Annotated in this window: 15 protein-coding genes; 1 reads left to right on the top strand and 14 read right to left on the bottom strand. The window is 70.4% G+C overall.

Features of this window, described 5'->3' with window-relative positions; genetic code table 11:
• Positions 1-52 precede the first annotated feature (52 nt).
• The 14 genes from ABEA82_RS36190 to ABEA82_RS36125 form a co-directional block, all read right to left on the bottom strand.
• Positions 53-1,366 (bottom strand): pectate lyase family protein, encoded by a 1,314-nt coding sequence (locus ABEA82_RS36190; protein WP_345666005.1) that lies wholly within the window; start codon positions 1,364-1,366, stop codon positions 53-55.
• 17 nt (positions 1,367-1,383) lie between these two features.
• Positions 1,384-2,196: a rhamnogalacturonan acetylesterase gene (locus ABEA82_RS36185; RefSeq protein ID WP_345666004.1), complete on the bottom strand. Its 813-nt coding sequence runs from the start codon at positions 2,194-2,196 to the stop codon at positions 1,384-1,386.
• Positions 2,197-2,347: 151 nt separating this feature from the next.
• Positions 2,348-3,697 (bottom strand): ABC transporter substrate-binding protein, encoded by a 1,350-nt coding sequence (locus tag ABEA82_RS36180; protein WP_345666003.1) that lies wholly within the window; start codon positions 3,695-3,697, stop codon positions 2,348-2,350.
• Between the two features lie 49 nt (positions 3,698-3,746).
• On the bottom strand, positions 3,747-5,738 hold the full coding sequence (locus tag ABEA82_RS36175; RefSeq protein WP_345666002.1) for a pectinesterase family protein: 1,992 nt from the start codon (positions 5,736-5,738) through the stop codon (positions 3,747-3,749).
• Positions 5,739-5,771: 33 nt separating this feature from the next.
• Complete coding sequence (locus ABEA82_RS36170; RefSeq protein WP_345666001.1) at positions 5,772-7,280, bottom strand: glycoside hydrolase family 43 protein; 1,509 nt, start codon at positions 7,278-7,280, stop codon at positions 5,772-5,774.
• Positions 7,277-8,122 carry a DUF6807 domain-containing protein gene (locus ABEA82_RS36165; protein ID WP_345666000.1) on the bottom strand — a complete coding sequence of 282 codons (846 nt, stop codon included), beginning with the start codon at positions 8,120-8,122 and terminating at the stop codon, positions 7,277-7,279. Before ABEA82_RS36165 ends, ABEA82_RS36170 begins: the two co-directional genes overlap by 4 nt.
• On the bottom strand, positions 8,119-9,294 hold the full coding sequence (locus ABEA82_RS36160) for a Gfo/Idh/MocA family protein (RefSeq protein WP_345665999.1): 1,176 nt from the start codon (positions 9,292-9,294) through the stop codon (positions 8,119-8,121). Before ABEA82_RS36160 ends, ABEA82_RS36165 begins: the two co-directional genes overlap by 4 nt.
• 20 nt (positions 9,295-9,314) lie before the next feature.
• Positions 9,315-10,604, bottom strand: coding sequence for a pectate lyase family protein (locus tag ABEA82_RS36155; RefSeq protein ID WP_345665998.1), 1,290 nt, complete (start codon positions 10,602-10,604; stop codon positions 9,315-9,317).
• Entirely contained in the window at positions 10,601-11,497 is an 897-nt protein-coding gene (locus tag ABEA82_RS36150; RefSeq protein WP_345665997.1) for a carbohydrate ABC transporter permease, read from the bottom strand. Before ABEA82_RS36150 ends, ABEA82_RS36155 begins: the two co-directional genes overlap by 4 nt.
• Entirely contained in the window at positions 11,494-12,429 is a 936-nt protein-coding gene (locus ABEA82_RS36145; RefSeq protein WP_345665996.1) for a carbohydrate ABC transporter permease, read from the bottom strand. The genes ABEA82_RS36150 and ABEA82_RS36145 overlap by 4 nt, the downstream gene beginning before the upstream one ends.
• Positions 12,430-12,669: 240 nt before the next feature.
• On the bottom strand, positions 12,670-14,400 hold the full coding sequence (gene araD, locus ABEA82_RS36140) for an L-arabinonate dehydratase (RefSeq protein WP_345665995.1): 1,731 nt from the start codon (positions 14,398-14,400) through the stop codon (positions 12,670-12,672).
• Complete coding sequence (locus ABEA82_RS36135; RefSeq protein WP_345665994.1) at positions 14,397-15,308, bottom strand: dihydrodipicolinate synthase family protein; 912 nt, start codon at positions 15,306-15,308, stop codon at positions 14,397-14,399. The genes araD and ABEA82_RS36135 overlap by 4 nt, the downstream gene beginning before the upstream one ends.
• Entirely contained in the window at positions 15,305-15,964 is a 660-nt protein-coding gene (locus tag ABEA82_RS36130; RefSeq protein ID WP_345665993.1) for a GntR family transcriptional regulator, read from the bottom strand. Before ABEA82_RS36130 ends, ABEA82_RS36135 begins: the two co-directional genes overlap by 4 nt.
• 150 nt (positions 15,965-16,114) lie before the next feature.
• The gene (locus tag ABEA82_RS36125; protein ID WP_345665992.1) at positions 16,115-16,711 is read right to left on the bottom strand and encodes a TIGR03086 family metal-binding protein; all 597 of its coding nucleotides are present in this window, start codon (positions 16,709-16,711) and stop codon (positions 16,115-16,117) included.
• A gap of 147 nt (positions 16,712-16,858) precedes the next feature.
• Here ABEA82_RS36125 and ABEA82_RS36120 point away from each other — a divergent pair, with 147 nt between their 5' ends.
• Positions 16,859-17,314, top strand: coding sequence for an SRPBCC family protein (locus ABEA82_RS36120; protein WP_345665991.1), 456 nt, complete (start codon positions 16,859-16,861; stop codon positions 17,312-17,314).
• Positions 17,315-17,366 lie beyond the last annotated feature (52 nt).

The following is a 17,366-nucleotide window of genomic DNA, read 5'->3' as shown; positions in this document are numbered from 1 at the left end:
CACCCCGGGGCAGGGGTGCGATGCGGGCCGCCCCGGCCGGCTCAGGGCAGGGTCAGCGCATGCGGCCGGCGCCCGCGCGGGCGTCGACGAGTCCCGGGACGGCCTTCGCCGGGTCGACGTGCGCCCGCAGGGTCGGCGTCCAGCCGGCGCCCGACTGGAGCGTCTCCTCCGGGATCTCCGCGTTGTGCACGGCGATCAGGTCGACGGCCTTGCCGTTGACGAGGTTGGCGTCCGCGGTGACCGGCGCCTCGTTCCACTTCTTGAGGATCTTCGCCGGGCTGATGCCCTGCGCCAGCGTGAACGCGTTGTGCTCGGCGACGAGCCGGGACTCCTTGCCGACGCCGTAGACGTAGCCCCACTTCTGGGCCTTGGTGACCACGAAGTGGTTGTTGTAGGAGTCGACCTGGCCGAACCGCACCCGGGGCGCCCGCTCCACGATGCCCTCGAAGCGGTTGTGGTGCAGGGTGACCTTCAGCTTGCCCGTGTCGTCGGCGGTGGCACTGTCGCTGTTGCCGATCAGCATGGTCTTGTCGTGGTCGTCGAACGAGTTCCAGGACACGGTCACGTAGTCGGAGCCGCGCACGACGTCGAGCAGCCCGTCGTGCTGCTGAAAGGTCTTGCCGAAGTAGGACGGCAACGCGCTGTCGGGGTGACGGCCGTCGGTCAGCGTGTTGTGGTCCACCCACACATGGGTGGAGCCGTAGACCACGACACCGTCGTACTCGCTGTTCCAGGCACCGGTCTTGTTGTCGTCGGTCGGGTCCCACTGCGGGAAGCAGTCGATCGGGGCCTCGACGGTGAGGTTGCGGACGATGACGTTGTCGACGCCCTTGATCTGGAGGCTGCCGCCGAGGATCCCCGAGCCCTTCCCCACCCCGATGATGGTGGTGTTGGCGGGCACGGCGGCCTTGATCGTCTTGTCCTGCTGGGCGGCGGACGCGGCCCGCAGCTCCTCCTGCTCACCGCTGACCGGCTTGTCGTGCCCCCAGACCGCGGGGTCGTAGGCGGCGAGGTACTTCTGGAAGTCGTACCCCTCGGCCTCGAACGCCTCGCATCCCTGGGAGACCGCGTCGATCATCCCCTTCACCTTGATGATCTTCGGCGCGGACCCGCCGTCCTTCAGAGCGGTCTTGAACTGCTCCCAGGAGGTGACGGTGTAGACGTGCGCGGCGTCGGCGGCGGCACCGCCGGTGGTGCCGGTGCCGTACGCGCCCCATCCGTCGTCGGCGCCTAGGGTCTGGCGCGCCACGTCCCGGGGCTGGGCCTGCGCGCCGGTGCCGCTCAGGGACAGCACGAGCGCGGCACATCCGGCCACGACAGCGACTCTCCTCTGGATGGCATGATCATGACACTTGCGAACGTTCATGGTGCGGCTCTCTTCCTTCATCGTCGGGGGTGTGACGCGGCGGCTTCCGGCCAGGTGATCCAGGACTCCGGAATCTCCGCCTCCAGCCGGCGCACCTCGCGCGGCCCGAGCACCCGGGCCCGGAGCAGTTCCCGGGCCACCAGCCGGGCCACGGCGATCGCGCCCGGCGGATTGAAGTGCGTGTTGTCCTGCTCGGTCGCGGTCCAGTTGAAGTACTTCTTCGTCTCCTCGACCCCGAGCCGCTGCCACAGGGCGAGCGACAGGGCCTGGATGTCGAGCAGCGCGACTCCCTCCTCGGCGGCCAGCGCCCGCATGGCGGCCGGATACTCACCGTGCGTCGGCACGGCCGTCCCGGTGGCGTCGAACCGGCGCCGCTCGACGGAGGTCGCCAGCACCGGCCGGGCCCCACGCGCCCGGGCCCCGTCGAGGTACATCCGCAGATACCGCTGGTACGTCGACCAGGGCTCGGTGTACCGGGTGGGGTCCTCCGCCTTCTCGTCGTTGTGCCCGAACTGCACGAGCAGGAAGTCGCCGGGCTTGATCGCCGAGAGAATCACATCGAGGCGGCCTTCATCGACGAAGCTCTTGGAACTCCGCCCGTTCACCGCATGATTGGCGACCGCCAGGCCGTCACGAAGAAAAAAGGGAAGAGCCATGCCCCACCCGGTCTCGGGCGCGGCGTCAGCGTATTTCTGGGCGGCGGTGGAATCACCGGCGATATAGAGGGTGCGACTTCGGCGGCTGGCGGCTTGTGCGGCACCGCCGGCGGTGAACGCGAGGGGCACGGCAGCGACAGCGGCGACTGCGGCCTGTCTTCGGCTGAGAGACACGCGTGTTCCTTTCTGACATGCGGATGGTGGTTCCCTCAGGGGCGCGGGGCAGTATTGATATGCGGCTCCGCCGCGTGGGCGCGACAAGCCACGGGACGGCCCGCACCCTGCAATCCACAGGCCGCCCCACGGCGAAATCCAGCAACCAGAACTAACCGTTCTGCTGATCCCACTCCGCCTGCGCGCTGTTCAGCTGCTCGGCCAACGTGTCCAGAAACGCCTTCGCACTCATCTTCCCGAGCAGCACCTTCTGGAAGTTCGGCTCGTTGTCGGCCTTGGAAATCGTGTTCCAGTCGGGCAGGTAGTACGGCAGCTGCACGATCGTGGTGGACCCGTCCGACAACGCGTCAGCGGCCAGCTTCGTGGGCTCCGCCTTCGAGATCCACGCGTCCCCCGCCGCGTCCGTGTTCGCCGGCACCTGCCCCGCCGTCTCGTTGAACTTCGAGTTCTCCGCCTTGGACGTGGCGAACTCGATGAACTTCCACGCGGCGTCCTTGTTCTTGCCGCTCTTGAACAGCCCCAGCCCGTCCACCGGGTTGGAGACCTGGACCCGCTTGCCCCCGGGCCCGGTCGGCTGCGGAATACCCCGGAACTTGTCGACCCCGAGCGCCTTCACATGATCCTGGTACGAGCCGAGATTGTGGTTCAGCATCCCGATCGTGCCGGAGTCCCACTGCGCGACCATCTTGGTGAAGTCGTTGTTGAGGTCGGCCGCGGGCGTGACCTTCTTGTACAGCTTCGCGTACTTCTCCAGGGCCGCCACGTTCTTCGGGTCGTTCACCGTGGTCTTCTCACCACTGGAGTTCCAGAACGAGGTGATCCCGGACTGCCCGTACATGGCGTCCAGCGCCTGGGCGATGGACCCCGTGCCACCGCGAATGGTGTACCCGAACTCGTTCTTGCCCTGGTTCGTGAGCTTCTCCGCGGCCTCGTAGAACCGCTCCCACGTCGTCGGCTCCTCGAGGCCCGCCTTCTTGAACAGGTCGGTGCGGTAGTACAGCACACCGTTGTTCGCGGAGGTCGGGATCGAGTAGAGCTTGTCGTCGCCCCCGCCGGCCGCCTTCAGCGACTCGACCATGTCCTTGTTGAGCTTGCCGTCGAGCGAGGAACCCGCGAGCCGCTCGTCCAGCGGTTCCAGCGCGCCCTGCGCGGCGAACCCGGCGAGCATGGCCGCGCCCACACCCCCGACGTCCGGCAGGCCGCCGCCCTGGAGGGCGGTGTCGACCTTGGACTGGTACTCGGTGGCTGCGATCCCGACGTACTCGACCTTGATGTCCGGGTTGGCCTTCTCGAAGTCGGCGATGATCTCCTTCCAGATGTCGGTGCGGACACCGCCGTTGTTGTCCCAGAAGACGATCTTGCCCTTGCCGCTGCCCTCGGCGCCCTTGTCACCGCCGGCGCCGCTGCCGTCGTCACCGCAGGCGGTGGCGGTCAGGGCGAGCGCGGCCCCCAGGGCGACGGCCGTGGCGGCGCGCCTGCTTCTGCGAATGCTGATCTTCATTGGTCGGCTCTCTTCTTCTGGATCCAACTGGCTGTGACGGTGGGGGGAGTCAGTGGTGGCGGGCGTACGGAGCCCAGTCGTCCGTGCCCTTGAGGTAATGCGCGACGGTGTGGGTCCGCGCGTCGGCGTCGCTCATCTGGGGCCGGTCCGCGGTCACGCCCGCCCCGGGACCGTGGTTGCGGTACTCGGCGAACCGCGCGTCCTTCCACGAGAACCCGCTCATGTCGGTCCACGGCGCGGTCTTGATCGCGGCAGGCAGCTCGGTGTCCCGGATCAACACCTGGGCGACGGCCTCGGGTTCACCCCCGGGGTGCCAGGGCCTCCCCAGGTGGAAGGAGCCCGCCGGCGCGTCGCTCACGATCTTCGACCTGGTGATGAGGAACCCGTGCGGGTTCCCGGTCCACGTCGAGGCGGCGGTGATGTAGCCGTTGTTGGTGTCCGAGCCCCGGCTCAGCGCCCGGATGACCGACCGCTCGATGACCGTGGTGGCCCGGCCGTAGACGAAGTCGACGTCGCCCTCGATGTAGGAGTCCCGGAGGTAGACCCGGCTGACGGTGGTCAGCTTGGGGCTGTCGGTCATCAGGGTGTCCTGGTTGCCCAGGAACGCGGTGTCCTCGAAGACGATCCGGTCGCCCGTCGTCTTCATCGCCAGCGCCTGCTCGCCCTTCAGCTCGTGCGCGGCCTCGTCGAAGTCGTTCTGGAAGGTGAGGTTGCGTGCCGTCACGTCGTTCGCGGCGATGCGTACGGTGGCGCTGCCGGTCGAACCCCCGTACTCGGCGGGCGTGTCGAAGACGACGACGGTGTCGGAGCGGTCGCGTCCGGTGCCCCGCAGCACGAGGTTCGGCTTGCTCGCGGGGATGTACACCTTCTCGCGGTACGTGCCCGGGGCGACGGCGATCTCCACCGGGGTGTCGTTGCCGTCGGGCACCGCGTCCACGGCGGACTGCACGGTCGGGTAGGCGCCCGGGACGTGCAGCACGACCGGTCCGCCGACGCGCTTCTGCGGCCCCGAGAACCGCTTCACCAGCGCGGGCACGGCGGCCGCCGGGTCAAGCCGGTAGTCGTAGAACTCACGCGGGTCGAACGCGGCGCCCCACGCATCGTGCCGGCCGGTGGTGTTCCTCAGGACGGAGCCGCGCTGCACCAGCTCGGCGCTGGCGTCGGCCTGGTAGGGGTGCTGAACTCCGTCGTAGTAGCTGTTCTCGATGACCATCTTGGTCCGGCCGCGCGACCAGTTGCCGTACGTCCACACGGGGTCGCCGTCGGACAGCTGCGAGGACAGGTAGTTGTTGTAGAGGTGCGCGTAGGCGCAGTTGTCGGCGGACGGGTTGCGCTGCTTGGTGCCGCGGAACCAGTTGTGGTCGACGGTGATCTGCGTCCTGACGTTGGGCGTCCAGCCGATGCCGAAGGTCTTGTTGTTGCTCGTGAACTGGTTGTTGGAGACGGTGACGTACTCGCTGTCCTTGCGGATGTCGAGCTGGCCGTCGCAGATGCGCGAGAACCGGATGTGGTCGATCCACACGTGGTGCGCGGTGTCCAGCCGGATCCCGTCGAAGTCGGTGTCCTTGCAGTCCCAGTTGCCCTCGATGGCCGTGTCGCGGATGGTGAGGTTGCGGATGACGACGTTGTGCGTGCCGGGGTCGAGGGTGAAGCCGCCGTGCACGATCTCGGCGGAGTCGCTCACGCCGACGATGGTCTTGTCGGAGGCGACGGGTATCTCCGTGCCGAACGGGTCCATCTCCACGGAGCCCTTGACGCGGATGACGTAGGGCTCTTCGGCCGCCGCGTACCTCGCCAGCGCGGCCTGGTCGGTGACGGTGACGATCTTGCCGCCCGCCCCGCCGGTGGTGCCGCCGGCGAGGGAGGCGAAGCCGTGCGGGCGGTCGGTCCAGCGGTCCGCGGCGGGCGCGGCCTGCGCGGGCGGGGCCGCCTGGGCCTCCCCGATCGCCCCGAGACCCAGCGCGGCGACGAGACCGAGCACGGCGGCCACGACCTTGCCGTGCCCCGGTCTTGACAAGCGCTTGCTACGGAGGTGCGTCATTGCGGCTCCCAACAGGCTTACGACTGGAGTGCGTTACGAGGCGCTGATCCGGAACCGGGTGAAGGTCGCCGCGCCGGCGTGCCCCTGCCCGGCGGGTGCGAGGGCGACGAGACCGAGCAGGGCGCCGACCCAGCGCCACGGGGTGGCGGTGAAGACGGGGCCCGACGGCCGGAAGCCGTCGCCGGTGTCGGCCGAGAAGCGGCAGCGTGCGCCCGCGCCGATCTCGATCCGCAGCCGGGCCCGGCCCTCGGTCGCGAGCCGGGGGTGTGCGGCGTCGCGTTCGGCGTCCGCGACCCCCTCGGCGAACCGGTGCACGAGGTGCGCGGTCCCGTCCTGCCCCCGCTGGAGCCCGATCCAGCCGAACGCGTCCCCGAGGACCGCGAGCCCGGCCCGGGCCCCGGGCTCGTCGCTGTCGAGCCGCAGCTCCACCTCGACCGTGCAGGGCTTGCCGGGCAGCCGCTGGGTGAGCACGTTCGGGAGCCTCCGCAGGTCGTGCGCGTCGGCCGAGCGCACGCAGGTCAGCCGCAGTCCGTCCCCGGAGTGCTGGGTGGCCCAGCCGTCACCCGGGTTGGCCGTCCACTGCCACTGGCGTCCGTAGCGCCCGCCGGGGAAGTCGTCGTCGGTGGCGGGCGCCGCCGCCGGCTGCGGCGGCAGGTCCGGCCGCGTGTGTACGGCGACGGGGGCGCCGTCGTCCCCGAGGACCGGCCAGCCGTCCGGGCCCCAGCGCATCGGCTGGAGGTGCACGACCCGGCCGTAGGCGCCGCGCTGCTGGAAGTGCAGGAACCAGTCCTCGCCGGTCGGGGTGCGCACCCAGCCGCCCTGGTGGGGGCCGTTGACGTCGGTGTCCTTCTGCTCCAGGACGATCCGCTCCTCGTACGGCCCGAAGAAGCCGCGGGAGCGGAAGGCGCCCTGCCAGCCGGTCTCCACACCTCCGGCGGGGGCGAGGATCCAGAACCAGCCGTCGTGCCGGTAGAGCTTGGGCCCTTCGAGGGTGAACCAGCCGGGGATGCGGTCGCCGTCGACGATCACCTTGCCGTCGTCGAGGAGTTCGGTGCCGTCGGGGTGCATGCGGTGGCCGGTGAGGCGGTTCTTGACGCCCGAGCGGGACTTGGCCCAGGCGTGGACCAGAAAGGCCTCGCCGGTCTCCTCGTCCCACAGCGGGCAGGGGTCGATCAGGCCCTTGCCCGCCTTCAGCAGGTGCGGGCGGGTCCACGGGCCCCTGATCTGCGGGGCGTTGACCTGGAAGACGCCCTGGTCGGGGTCGCCCCAGAAGATCCAGAAACGCTCGTCGTGATAGCGGAGGGACGGGGCCCAGACGCCGCAGTCGTGGCGGGGCCTCGCGAACTCCTCGGCCGGTTCCAGCCGTTCGAGGGCGTGACCGACCAGGGTCCAGTTGACCAGGTCCCGCGAGTGGAGCAACGGCAGGCCGGGGGTACGGCCGAAGCTGGAGGCGGTCAGGTAGAAGTCGTCGCCGACCCGGACGACGTCCGGGTCGGACCAGTCCGCGTCGAGGATCGGGTTGCGGTAGGTCTCCTCGGTCACGGGCTCACCGCCTTGCGGACGAGGGCGGCCGCGGCGTCCCGGTCGAGACGGCCGTCGGCGACGACGGTGACGACCCGGCGCACGACGGTCTCGCCGGGCGGGACCGGCAGCCGCTCGTCGTGTGCCAGTGAGGAGCCGACCCCCGGGTACTCCTCGGTGCGCACGAACCACGGGTCGCGGCGGGTCTGTTCGGTGGCACCGGCGAAGACCAGCGTCCAGGTGCCGCCCTGGAGGGCGAGCCAGTCGGCGGGGCGGCCGTGGATCCGCGCCTCGCCCTCCTCGGCGGCCGTGAAGACCTCCGGCGGGGCGGACTCCTTGCGGGCCCGCCAGAAGAAGCCGCCGTAGGCCGCGCCCGGGCGCCCGTTGGTCGCGGGGCTGCCGATCGACAGCGGAATCGTGGTGACGTTGGTGAGGGAGAAGGTGAGGTCCAGCGCCCAGGCCTGGTCGGTGAGTTCGGTGGCCGCGACCGTGCGGCGCTCGCGCAGCAGCTCACCGCCCGCGCCCACCCAGCGCAGCTCCTCCACGAAGCCGTCCGGGTCACGCAGCTGGAACGCGACGTGCCGCTGGGAGCCGTGGTTGTCGAGCTCGGTCGGGCCCCGGTCGCGGACGTAGGTGCGCCCGCCCCAGAAGTTGTGCCCCTCGACGTCGGGAACGGCGACACCGACGCCGAGGTGGTGTGCGTGGTCGGCGGGGCTCAGCTCGGTGACCGCCGTACCGGTCAGGGTGGTGACGGGGTGCAGGTACGGCCGCGGGGAGAGCCGGGCCGGCAGTTGGGGCCGGGTGACGTACCGGCCGACCGGCCGGCCCGCGACGCGCAGGACCGCGGTGTCGTTGCTGGTCATCGGGTGCTCACCTCGTCGGGCAGATGCTCCGCCGCCAGGGCCCAGGGGGCGCCGAGCTCGGAGTAGAGGGAGAGGGTGTCGGCGGCGGCCGCGACGAGTCCGTCGATGCCGGGCACGACCCGGCGGTTCTCGTCGGGGATCCGGTGCCAGGCGGCGTCCGGCAGCGGCGCCGGGTCGGGTGCGGTGCGGATGGCCTCCACGACCTTCATGAAGGCGCCGGTCTCGTCCGGCGGGACCAGCAGGTCCGCGCCGGTGGTGAGGTGCGCGACGAGGTTCTCCAGCAGGTCGGTGCGGCCGTGGTCGGACTCCTGAGGGCCGTGGCCCGCGCGCTGGAGCAGTACGCGGTCCTGCTTGTACCAGAAGGTGATCCGGCCGGTGCTGCCGTGCACCAGGACGTACGGCTCGTCCGCCTCCTCGGCGCACAGGGTCGCGGCGACGGTGACCGGGTGGCCCTGCGCGGTGGTGATCCGGACGCAGGAGGTGTCGTCGGACTCGATGGCGTTGGCGCGCAGCAGTTCGGTCTCGATGCCGGTGACGTCCTCGGCGCGGGTGGAGCCGCCCAGGGCGAGGGCGGTGGCGACGGCGTGGGCGAGCGGGTTGGTCAGCGCCCCGTCGATCACGTCGACGCCGTTCAGCCGTCGTTTGCCCGCCCAGGGCGCCCGCCGGAAGTAGTCCTCGTCCCGTACCCAGGCACCGGCCCCGCCGAGCCCGACCAGCCGTCCGATCGCGCCCTGGCCGATGAGCTCGCGGATGGCCGGCAGGGCGTGCGACCCGAGCGACTGGAAGCCGATCTGGCAGACGACACCGGCGGCGGCGACCCCGTCGGCCATCCGGCGGAACTCCGCGTACGAGGGGGCGGGCGGCTTCTCCAGGAGGAGGTGCACGCCCCGCTCGGCCGCGGTGAGCGCGAGGTCGGTGTGGGTGGGGATCGGGGTGCAGATCACGGCGATCCGGGCGCCCGTGGAGTCCAGCAGCGCGCCGAAGTCGGCGGACTGCTCGGGGGTGCCCAGGTCGCCGAGTTCCTCCTCGGTCAGCGGCGTCAGTTCGCAGACGCCGGCCAGCCGCACGATGCCCTTCTTCTGCAGGCGGCGGATGTTCTCGACGTGCCAGCGGCCGTGACCGCGGGCACCGGCGAGGACGACGGGCAGGGGGGTGCTCAGGGGTGCGCTCATGGCGTCGATGATGCGACCGGTCACCGGATCCTCCCCGCTCCCGCGCCGCGGGCCACCGCCCGGTCGGCCGCCGCGGCGCTGTCGATCCGTCCGTGCAGGGCCGGGGTCCAGCCGACGTCGGAGGTCAGATCGCGCTCGCTGCCGGAGTTGTAGGCGTTGTAGACGGCGAGCAGGTCGACCGGGAAGCCGTTGAAGAGCGTGCCGCTCTGGTGCAGGGCGCTGCCGTTCCAGCTCTTGACCAGGTCGGCGACCTCCACATGGCCGGGGGCGTGGAAGGCGTTGTTCTCGGCGTGGATCTTCGACTCGGTGGAGACGCCGAGGGAGTAGCGGTAGTCGTCGCCGGTGATCTCGTAGCGGTTGTTGTAGACGTGCACCTGGCCGAAGCGGACCCGCGGGGCGCGCTGGACGACCGACTCGAACGCGTTGTGGTGCAGGGTGACCCGGAGCTTGCCCCGGTCGCCGGTGGCGGTGTCTCCGTTGCCGATGAGCATCGCCTTGTCGTGTCCGGTGAACCGGCTCCAGGAGACGGTCACCAGGTCGGAGCCGCCCGTGATGTCGAGCAGGCCGTCGTGGCGCAGATAGTTGCGGGCGAAGTAGGTGGGTTCCTTCGCGTCGGGGTGGCCCTTGTCGCTGAGGGTCACGTGGTCCACCCACACATGGCCGGCGCCGGTCAGCCAGATGTTGTCGTACGCCGTCTTCCAGTCGCCGAGGCCGCCGGTGTTGGGCTGCCAGACGGGGAAGCAGTCGTAGGCGTCGCGCACGTCGAGGTTGCGGACGATGACGTTGTCCGCGTTCTTGATCTGGAGGCTCGCGCCCTTGAGGACGGCCGAGTCGCCGAGGCCGACGAGGGTGGTGTTCGAGCCGACGGGCAGCACGATCCGCTCGGCCTGTCGCGCGGCGGATGCCTGGCGGGCCTCCTCCTGGGGGCCGCTCGGCTTGGCGGCGCCCCAGGTGCGGGGGTCGTAGGCGGCGAGGTACTTCTTCAGGTCGTAGCCGTCGGTGGCGTAGTCGGAGCAGTCCAGGCGGTCGCCGTCGTCGTCGGTGTTGGCGCCGATGGTCCCGGCGACCTTGATGATCTTCGGGGTGTCGCTGCCGCCGTCGAGGGCGCGGACCAGTCCGGCGCGGTCGGTGACGGTGAAGACGTGGGCGGCGTCGGCGGCGGCACCTCCGGTGGTGCCCGAGCCGTACGCGGCCCAGCCGTCGTTCGCCGGGAGGGTGTCGCGGCCGAAGTCCCTGGTCCCGTCGGCCTGGGCGGGGACGCTCAGGACCCCGAGCAGCAGGCCCGCCAGTGCCACCTGAAGTGATCTCATCCCTTCACCGCCCCCGCGCTGAACCCGGTGATCAGCCACTTCTGGATGAAGGCGAACACGATCACGACCGGCACGGCCGCGATGATGCCGCCCGCGGCGAGCGCGCCCAGGTCGACGCTGTCGGCGCTCATCAGGGAGTTGAGGCCGACGGGGATCGTCTGCTTGTCCTGGTTGTTCAGGAACATCAGGGCGAACAGGAAGTGGTTCCAGGAGTGGACGAAGGCGAACGAGCCGACGGCGATCAGGCCGGGCCGCAGCAGTGGCAGCACCACGATCCGGAAGGCCGTCATGCGGTTGCAGCCGTCGACCCAGGCCGCCTCCTCCAGCGAGTACGGCACGTTCTTGATGAAGTTGCTGATCAGGATCATCGACAGCGGCAGCTGGAAGACCGTCTCGGCGAGGATGACACTGCCGAGCGAGTTGATCATCTTCAGTTCGGCGAAGATCTCGAACAGCGGCACCAGCAGCAGCGCGCCCGGCACGAACTGGGAGCACAGCAGGGCCAGCATGAACCAGCGCTTGATCTTGAAGTCGAACCGGGCGAGGGCGTAGCCGCCGGCCAGCGCGACGAGCGTCGTCATGAGCAGGGTGGCGACGCCGACGAGGACGCTGTTGGCGAAGTAGGTGCCGAAGCTGCGCTCCGTCCACACCTTCTCGAAGTGCTCGAAGGTGATCGGCCAGGGCACGAGCGAGGTCGAGCCGGCCGGGCGCAGCGAGAAGAGCAGGATCCAGTAGAAGGGGATGAGGGTGAAGAGCAGGTAGATGCCGAGGGGCAGGTAGATCTGCCAGCGGGGGGCCTCGTCCCAGGCACGGTTCTTCTTGGTGGGCCGGGGCGGTTCGGGGGTGGCGCGCACGGGAGCGGGCGCGGTCTTGGTGGCTTCCTTGACGCTCACTTGCTCTCGCCTCCGAACTTGCTCAGCCGCAGGTAGACCATCGAGCAGAAGAGCAGGATCACGAACGCCACGGTGGTCAGGGCCGACGCGTAGCCGAAGTTGTGGGCGTCGACAGAGGTGTTGGCGATGTACAGCGGCAGGGTGGTCGTCTCGCCCGCGGGGCCGCCGCCGGTCAGGGTGTAGAGCAGGTCGACGTTGTTGAACTCCCACACGGCCCGCAGCAGTGTCGACAGGATGATGGCGTCCTTCAGGTGGGGCAGCGTGATGTGCCAGAACTGCTTGAGGCGGCTGGCCCCGTCGACCTCGGCGGCCTCGTACAGGTCCTTGGAGACGGACTGGAGGTCAGCGAGGATGAGGATCGCGAAGAACGGCACCCCGCGCCAGAGGTCGGCCACGACCGCCGCCGGGAACACCGTGGAGGTGTCCGACAGCCAGCTCGTGCCGTAGGAGCCGATGCCCATGTCCGCGAGGTAACGGGTGATGCCCGTCTGGGAGTTGTAGAGCAGCACCCAGATCGCGGAGGTCAGCACGCCGGAGACGGCCCAGGGGGAGAAGACCAGGGCGCGGCCGAGGCCCCGGCCCACGAAGGTCTGGTTGACGATGAGCGCCAGCGCCAGACCGAACAGCAGCTGGAGGCCGACCTCGACGACGACCCACTTGGCGCTGAAGACCAGCGTGTCCCAGAAGACCGGGTCCTTCGTGAAGGCGTGGACGAAGTTGTCGAAGCCCGCGTAGCCGTTGCGCCACGGCTTGGTGGGGTTGTAGTTCTGCAGGCTGTAGTAGAAGACGCTGATGACCGGGTAGGCGATGAAGCCCAGCATGAGCAGGGCGGCCGGGGCGATCAGCAGGTACGGGAGCCTGCGCGGTGTGGCGGAGGCCCTGCGTCGCCGGGGTGGCGCGGGCGGTTTCGCCACGGCTGCGGCTTGGGCCATGACTGTTCTCCGTTCTCAGTACGTCGTGGTACGTCGTGCGTCGGTGCGTGCGCGGGAAGCGCTTTCTCCGTGTGCGCGGTCGTGCCGGTTCTCCGTGTGCGGGGGTCGTGCCGGGTCGCGCTGCGTGCGGGGGCGCGCCGAGGCGGCGCGGTGGTGCCGTGGGGCCTGGCGGCGACGGCCTCCAGGTCGTGCGGTGCGGTGGCGCGTGGTGCGGTGAGGCGTGGCGCGTGGTGCGGTGGTTCAGCCCGCGTAGGGGTCGGCGACCCGGCCCGGGCGGGCGAGGAACTCGAAGTCGCAGCCGGTGTCGGCCTGCGTGATCTGCTCGTTGTAGAGCGCCCCGTAGCCGCGCTCGTACCGGGTGGGCGGCGGCGTCCAGTCCGCCCTGCGCCGCTCCAGCTCCTCGTCGTCCACGTGGAGATGGAGGGTGCGTGCTTCGACGTCGAGGGTGATGCGGTCCCCGGTGCGGACCAGGGCGAGCGGTCCGCCGACGTACGACTCGGGGGCGACGTGCAGCACGCACGTGCCGTAACTGGTGCCGCTCATCCGGGCGTCGGAGATCCGGACCATGTCGCGGACCCCCTGCTTGAGCAGGTAGTCGGGCAGCGGCAGCATCCCGTACTCGGGCATGCCCGGGCCGCCCTTGGGGCCGGCGTTCCGGAGCACGAGCACATGCTCGGGGGTGATGCCGAGCGACGGGTCGTTGATGGTGCGCTGCATCGTCTTGTAGTCGTCGAAGACGACGGCGGGGCCGGTGTGCTTGAGCAAGTGCGGCTCGGCGGCGATGTGCTTGATGACGGCGCCGTCCGGGCAGAGGTTGCCGCGCAGCACGGCGACCCCGCCCTCCTGCGCGACCGGGTTGTCCCGGGTCCGGATGACGTCGTCGTTGTGGACCCGGGCGCCGTCGAGCTGCTCCCGCAGGGTGTCGTGCGAGACGGTCGGCCGGTCCAGGTGGAGCAGGTCCGTGATCCGGGAGAGGAACCCGGGCAGACCGCCCGCGAAGTGGAAGTCCTCCATCAGGTAGGTCTGTCCGCCGGGCCGTACGTTGGCCAGCACCGGGACCGTGCGGGCGACGCGGTCGAAGTCGTCGAGGGTCAGCTTCACGCCCGCGCGGCCGGCCATGGCGATCAGGTGGATCACCGCGTTGGTGGAACCGCCGAGACCGAGCACGGTCGTGACCGCGTCCTGGAAGGCCTCGGCGGTGAGGATGTCGCTCAACTTGCGGTCCTTGTGGACCAGTTCGACGATCCTGAGCCCCGCGGCGGCGGCCATCCGGTCGTGCCCGGAGTCCACGGCCGGGATGCTGGAGGCGCCCGGGACGGTGACGCCGAGCGCCTCGGCGGCGGCGGTCAGCGTGGAGGCCGTGCCCATCGTCATGCAGTGGCCGGGCGAGCGGGCCAGGCCGCTCTCCAGCTCCTGCATCTCGCAGTCGCCGATGACGCCGGCCCGCTTGTCGTCCCAGTACTTCCACATGTCGGTGCCGGACCCGAGCACCTCGTCGCGCCAGTGCCCCGGCAGCATGGGACCGGCCGGCACGAACACCGCCGGCAGGTCGGCGCTCGCGGCACCCATCAGCAGGGCGGGCGTGGACTTGTCGCAGCCGCCCATCAGCACGGCCCCGTCGACGGGGTAGGACCGCAGCAGCTCCTCGGTCTCCATGGCGAGCATGTTGCGGTAGAGCATCGGGGTGGGCTTCTGGAAGGTCTCGCTCAGCGTGGAGACCGGGAACTCCAGCGGGAAGCCCCCCGCCTGCCACACCCCCCGCTTCACGGCCTGCGCGCGGTCCCGCAGGTGGACGTGGCACGGGTTGATGTCGGACCAGGTGTTGAGGATCGCGATGACCGGCTTGCCGAGGTGCTCCTCGGGGAGGTAGCCGAGCTGGCGGGTGCGGGCACGGTGGCTGAAGGTGCGCAGGCCTTCGGTGCCGTACCACTGGTGGCTTCTGAGGTCCTCGGGACGCTTCCGGTCGGTCATATCGACCACCCTGCGGCGATGGCGGCGACCTCGGCCCGCTCGCCCTGAGGCAGCGGCTTGCTCGGCGGGCGGACCTCGCGGCGGCACAGTCCGAGGGAGGCGAGCGCCTCCTTGACGACGGTGACGTTGTTGGCGGAGCCGCTCTCGGCGCGCAGTTCCTCGAAGCGGCGGATCTGCTCCCAGACCTTCATGGCGGCCGGGTAGTCGCCGGAGCGCAGCGCTTCGATCATGTTCAGGGAGACGGCCGGGGCGACGTTGACCAGCCCGGAGGTGAAGCCGGTGGCGCCCGCGGAGAAGTAGGAGGGGGCGTACGGCTCGGCGAGCCCCGCCACCCACACGAACCGCTCAAGACCCGCGTCCCGTGCGAAGGCCGCGAACTTGGCGGCGTCCGGCACGGCGTACTTCACGCCGATGACGTTCGGGCAGTGGTCGGCGAGTTCGGCGAGCCGGGCCCCGGTGAGCTGCGGGTTGCGGATGTACGGGACGACGCCCAGCTCGGGCACGGCCTCGGCGACGGCACGGTGGTAGTCGACCCAGCCGTCCTGCGAGACGTAGGGGTGGACGGGCTGGTGGACCATCACCATCTGGGCGCCGAGCTCGCGGGCGTGCCGGGCGGAGGCGACGGCCGTCGGGACGTCGTGTCCGACCCCGACCAGGACGACGGCCCGGTCCCCGGCCTCGTCCATGGTCAACTCGGTGACCAGACGGCGCTCCTCGGGGGTCAGGGCGTAGAACTCGCCGGTGTTGCCGTTGGGGGTGAGGGTCGTGATGCCGCCGTCGAGCAGACGGCGCAGCAGGGCCCGGTAGGTGTCCTGCGCGACGGAGCCGTCCTCGGCGAACGGGGTCACCGGGATCGCCACCACGTCGGCCAGGGCCGCCCGCTGGGTCTCGAACGCCACGCTGCTCATTCCTGACCTTCCTGTTCCAGTCCTGCCTCGGGGAACGCGCGCCGCACGAAGGACGCGATGTGGGAGTGGAGGGCGCGGGCCGCGCCGTCGGCGTCGCCGTCGAGGGCGAGCCGGAGGATCTCGCGATGCTCGCCGGCCTCCCGCTCCCAGGAGGGCGAGGCGGCCCAGGCGACGGCGGAGACCAGGGCGGCCTGGTCGCGGACCTCGTCGAGCATCCGGCCGAGCAGCGGGTTGCCGCACGGCAGGTACAGGGCGCGGTGGAACTCCCGGTTGGCGAGGGAGCGTTCGGCGGTGTCCGTGGCCTCGTCGGCCCTGGTCAGCGCGGACCGGGCGGCGTCCAGGGAGGCACCGCGCTGCACCGCGCGCTTCAGTGCCTCGGGTTCCAGCAGCAGCCGCACGTCGTAGACCTCGCGCGCCATGTCCGCGTCCACCATGCGCACCGTGACGCCCTTGTACTGGCTCATCACGACCAGCCCGGTACCGGCGAGGGTCTTGAGCGCCTCCCGCACGGGCGTCTTCGACACCCCGAACTGCGCGGCGAGCTCGGTCTCGACCAGGGCCTGGCCCGGCGTCAACTGCCCGGTGAGGATGCGGTGTTTGATCCCTTCCAGCACGAACTGCGTGCGGGAGGGGATCGGCGTGGGCACAGAGGTCATGCGCGCCTCTCGGATCTCGCGTCTCGGTGGATCGCGTATCGGATCTCGCGTATCGCGTCTCATATATGACGTACGAAGTACGACGCGATGACGGTAGGAGGGCGCGGGGGGTTCGTCAATGCTTTCGACCAAGGAAGTAGCAATCGCTTTCTACGACCTGGGCGTCCACCCCGGCCGCCGTCCGCTCAGCCCCACCGCCCGGTCCAGCAGCCCGGCGTCCACCCCGACGTCCACGACGGGGCCGAAGATCTCGCCGCGGCCGGGGTCGTCGGCCGCCGCCGCGAGGAAGTCGTGGCAGGCCTGGAGCGCGGCAGGGTCGGGGGCGTAGGACTGGCCGGTCGCGCGGGCCAGGTCCCAGCCGTGGATCACCAACTCGTCGATGGCGACCAGACCCGCGATCTCGCCGGGGAGGTCCACGCTTCCGGCGCGGGTCATGCCGGTCCAGCCGGCCGGATCCCGCCAGGCCTCCGCCATCTCGCCGAGCGCCTTGGGCAACCCTTCGCGCCAGCCGTGCCCGAGCTCGGGCACGGTGGAGCCCGGGCGGGTGTCAGTGGTGACGCCCAGGTCCTTGCGGCCGGCGTCGCGGAAGGCGATGGCCAGCCCGGCCAGGTGGGCCAGCACGTTGCGCACCGCGTACTCCGGGCACGGCGTCGGGTCCGCCAGTTGTTCGTCGGTGACACCTTCGGCCAAGCGCACCACGACCGCCGCCTGCGGTCCGAGGTCGAGGGTCGGAGTCGTGTCGGTCATCGGCTGCTCCTCGTGGTTCCGTTCCTGGGAGGTAGACCGGCTCCGCCCCCGGGACTCATCGCATCGCCGGAATCGTGGCCCATGGTCGGCCGACCTAATATGAACATAGGGGTTATTTCAGGCACCTTCAGTGACGGGTGGTGCGCTATGACACAGGACGTCGGGCTGAGACTGCACCTGGAATTCGAGCTGGCGGATGAGCCCGTGCGCGTGTTCCGAGAACTGACCGACCCCGTGGAAGTGGCCCGCTGGTGGGGCCCCGACGGGTTCAGCACCCCGAGTGTGGAGATCGACCTCCGCCCCGGTGGCGCCTACCGGATCGCGATGCAGCCCCCGGAAGGCGAGCTGTTCTACCTGGTGGGCGAATACATCGACGTCCATCCCCCGGTAGGCCTGTCGTACACCTTCCGCTGGGAGGATCCCGACCCCGAGGACCGGGAGACGGTGGTGACGCTGTCGCTGTACGACACCGACGTCAGACAGTCCCACCTCACCCTCGACCAGGGCGACTTCGCCACGGAGCGGCGGCGGGCCCTCCACGAGGAGGGCTGGGTTCAGGGCCTCGGCAAGCTCGGGGAGATGCTCGCCATACAGTGGGATTGATCATCCCGACGCGAACTAAGGCACTCTCCCGATCCCTCCGCGCCATCCTTAG

Source organism: Streptomyces venetus (genome assembly GCF_039540295.1).
Lineage (GTDB): Bacteria > Actinomycetota > Actinomycetes > Streptomycetales > Streptomycetaceae > Streptomyces > Streptomyces venetus.
This window is presented reverse-complemented; position numbering and strand designations above follow the sequence as displayed.

Excerpts from the sequence above, each read along its gene's own strand:
- ABEA82_RS36120 (WP_345665991.1), top strand. The coding sequence starts at position 16,859 with ATGACACAGGACGTCGGGCTGAGACTGCACCTGGAATTCGAGCTGGCG.
- ABEA82_RS36130 (WP_345665993.1), bottom strand. The coding sequence starts at position 15,964 with ATGACCTCTGTGCCCACGCCGATCCCCTCCCGCACGCAGTTCGTGCTG.
- ABEA82_RS36145 (WP_345665996.1), bottom strand. The coding sequence starts at position 12,429 with ATGGCCCAAGCCGCAGCCGTGGCGAAACCGCCCGCGCCACCCCGGCGA.
- ABEA82_RS36125 (WP_345665992.1), bottom strand. The coding sequence starts at position 16,711 with ATGACCGACACGACTCCGACCCTCGACCTCGGACCGCAGGCGGCGGTC.
- ABEA82_RS36135 (WP_345665994.1), bottom strand. The coding sequence starts at position 15,308 with ATGAGCAGCGTGGCGTTCGAGACCCAGCGGGCGGCCCTGGCCGACGTG.
- ABEA82_RS36175 (WP_345666002.1), bottom strand. The coding sequence starts at position 5,738 with ATGACGCACCTCCGTAGCAAGCGCTTGTCAAGACCGGGGCACGGCAAG.
- ABEA82_RS36155 (WP_345665998.1), bottom strand. The coding sequence starts at position 10,604 with ATGAGATCACTTCAGGTGGCACTGGCGGGCCTGCTGCTCGGGGTCCTG.
- ABEA82_RS36190 (WP_345666005.1), bottom strand. The coding sequence starts at position 1,366 with ATGAACGTTCGCAAGTGTCATGATCATGCCATCCAGAGGAGAGTCGCT.
- ABEA82_RS36160 (WP_345665999.1), bottom strand. The coding sequence starts at position 9,294 with ATGAGCGCACCCCTGAGCACCCCCCTGCCCGTCGTCCTCGCCGGTGCC.
- ABEA82_RS36165 (WP_345666000.1), bottom strand. The coding sequence starts at position 8,122 with ATGACCAGCAACGACACCGCGGTCCTGCGCGTCGCGGGCCGGCCGGTC.
- ABEA82_RS36180 (WP_345666003.1), bottom strand. The coding sequence starts at position 3,697 with ATGAAGATCAGCATTCGCAGAAGCAGGCGCGCCGCCACGGCCGTCGCC.
- araD (WP_345665995.1), bottom strand. The coding sequence starts at position 14,400 with ATGACCGACCGGAAGCGTCCCGAGGACCTCAGAAGCCACCAGTGGTAC.